Annotated in this window: 2 protein-coding genes; both read right to left on the bottom strand. The window is 67.4% G+C overall.

Annotated elements, in window-relative coordinates; translation table 11 throughout:
• Positions 1–1330, bottom strand: a 1330-nt coding sequence (locus GSQ92_RS26430; protein WP_216856984.1) for a DNA polymerase Y family protein, incomplete at its 3' end; no start/stop codon positions are given.
• Positions 1327–2046, bottom strand: coding sequence for an ImuA family protein (locus GSQ92_RS26425; RefSeq protein ID WP_159014567.1), 720 nt, complete (start codon positions 2044–2046; stop codon positions 1327–1329). The genes GSQ92_RS26425 and GSQ92_RS26430, both read right to left, overlap by 4 nt.
• Positions 2047–2071: the final 25 nt, after the last annotated feature.

Below are 2071 nucleotides of genomic sequence, written 5' to 3'. Positions count from 1 at the left end.
ACCAGGCAATCTGCTGGACAGCACCGTTCAGCCGCAGTTGCACCGGCGGTCCGTCAGGCACCATGGCCATGACCATGAGCGGGGTGGGCCGTTTTAGAAGGCGCACGGGTGCTGGCAGTTGCGAGCGACGCGGCGCATCGGGCACGGCCTCGAAGGGTCCGACGCGCACCGCTGAACGTTCGGGCCAATGACTTTCGCCAGGGGCAAGACGCCAGACCGGCAGTCGCTGCGACAGACGGTCAAGCAACTGCGCCAAGGCCTCGGCCCGAGCGGCCTCCGCTGGTCCACCCGTGGCCATCGTGTTTTGAGAGCCGGCCATGTCATTGGTGATGCCAGCCTCGAGCGTCATGCGCTCGAAGCCAAGATCAGGCTGCAGACGCTCCAACTCATTCGCGAAGAGGCGGCGAAGATGGGCAGGGACACGCGTCGGCAGACCCGTCCCGATGATGATTTCTTGCACCTCGCGATCGATCCGGAAGGCGCGCAGGGTCACTTCCCGCGCGCCCTGACCGGCCTCCGCCAAGGTGCGGCACAGTGGCTCGAGCAACGCATCCAAGGCGCGATCGATCGCCGGCCGGGTCACGATCGGCTCCAGGAAGTTGACGGCTTGCACGAAGACCGGCGGCGGCCGAACGGGCAAGAGTGAGCGGGGGCGATCACCCGTCAGCCCGTCGAGCACATCCATCAAAGGGCGGCCGAAGCGGCGCGACAGCGGGCCGCGGGGCTGGCGCAGGAGTTCGCCGATCTGCTGCAAGCCGAGACGGTGCAGGCTGGTGATACAGTCCTGCGACAGCCGCAGCGCGCCGAGTGGCAGGGGCGCGACGGCGGCGATCTCATCTCCGGCCGCGACAAGCCGGGCGTGATGCCCGGCGCGCGCCAAGGCAGCAGCGGCCTCCGCAATGCCCGCGATGACGGCTTGGGCAGCGATCCCACCACGCTGGAGGCTGTCGCTGACTTGGCGCAACAAGGCCGCTTCGCCACCAAAGAGCTCGGTGCAGCCGGTCACGTCCAGCACCAGACCGTCCGGAGGATCGACTGCGACGATCGGCGTGAACCGGACAGCCCAAAGAGCCAGACGCTCCAGAAACGCCCTGTCCGCGTCAGGATTGGCTGGGCGCAGCACCAATTCGGGATGCATCGCCTGCGCGTCCGCGAGGGCTTGTCCCACGTGCAGCGTGGTGCCGGGCGCATCGACGCTCGTCAGCAAGCGACGGTTGCCCTGGGTGTCCCAGGCCGCAATGGGGACGCCGGCAAGCTCCGGCTCCTTCTGCCGGATGCGGTCGGTCGCAACTCGCGGCAGATACAGAACGAGAAAGCGTCGGCGCTTCATGCGGCGCCAAGCCCAGCCGGCTCTGGCTCTTGGCCTAAGTCGCACGCCGAGACGAGCGCCTGCTTTTGCCGATCCCAGACGACCGTCCAAGCCGCGGGTCGTCCGCCGGAGGCACGCAAGAGATCGAGACGCCAGGAGGGGTTGTCGGACGGATCGGCTTTAGCGGCTCGGACCCGCCAACGGCTCCTGGCGGCGGAAGGCGGCACGAGATCCGTGTCGGGCAAGATGAGCAAGCCGATGCCGCCACCAAGTTCAGCCGCGAGCTGAAGTCGCCGGGCAGCGATCAGGTCGGGTGCCGGCCCCTCGAGAACGATGGCGGCGCCCGCCACGCCCGGTGATCTCAGCGCTTCTTCGAAGGCCCAAAGGGCGTCCTTGGCGCGCTTGGCGGCAATGAAAATGAGATCCCTCTGCGAGAGACCAAATTCCGCAACACCTGCAGGCCAGATGTCCGGCTCGGCGCCAATCCAGATGACCGGTCCCGCCGTCTTGCCGAGGACAAACGCGCAAAAGCCCGTGGCGGCGCCGGTGTCCGCAGCCAATACCTCGTGGAAAGCCCCGCGGGCCAAGCCCCCGGCAGGCAGTAGCCGGTCGATGGGTGGGCAGAGGGAGATGGTCTCGCCCTCCGTCACAACCGTCCCACGCTCCAGGCGCGCGACGGCGCTCCGAAGTTCTATGAGGGCCGCTTGATGATCTATTCGAAGTGCGAGATCTAACATTCCATCCGCCTAGCCAGCGGAGTGA

This window comes from Acidisoma sp. S159, from assembly GCF_009766125.1.
GTDB lineage: Bacteria > Pseudomonadota > Alphaproteobacteria > Acetobacterales > Acetobacteraceae > Acidisoma.
This window is presented reverse-complemented; position numbering and strand designations above follow the sequence as displayed.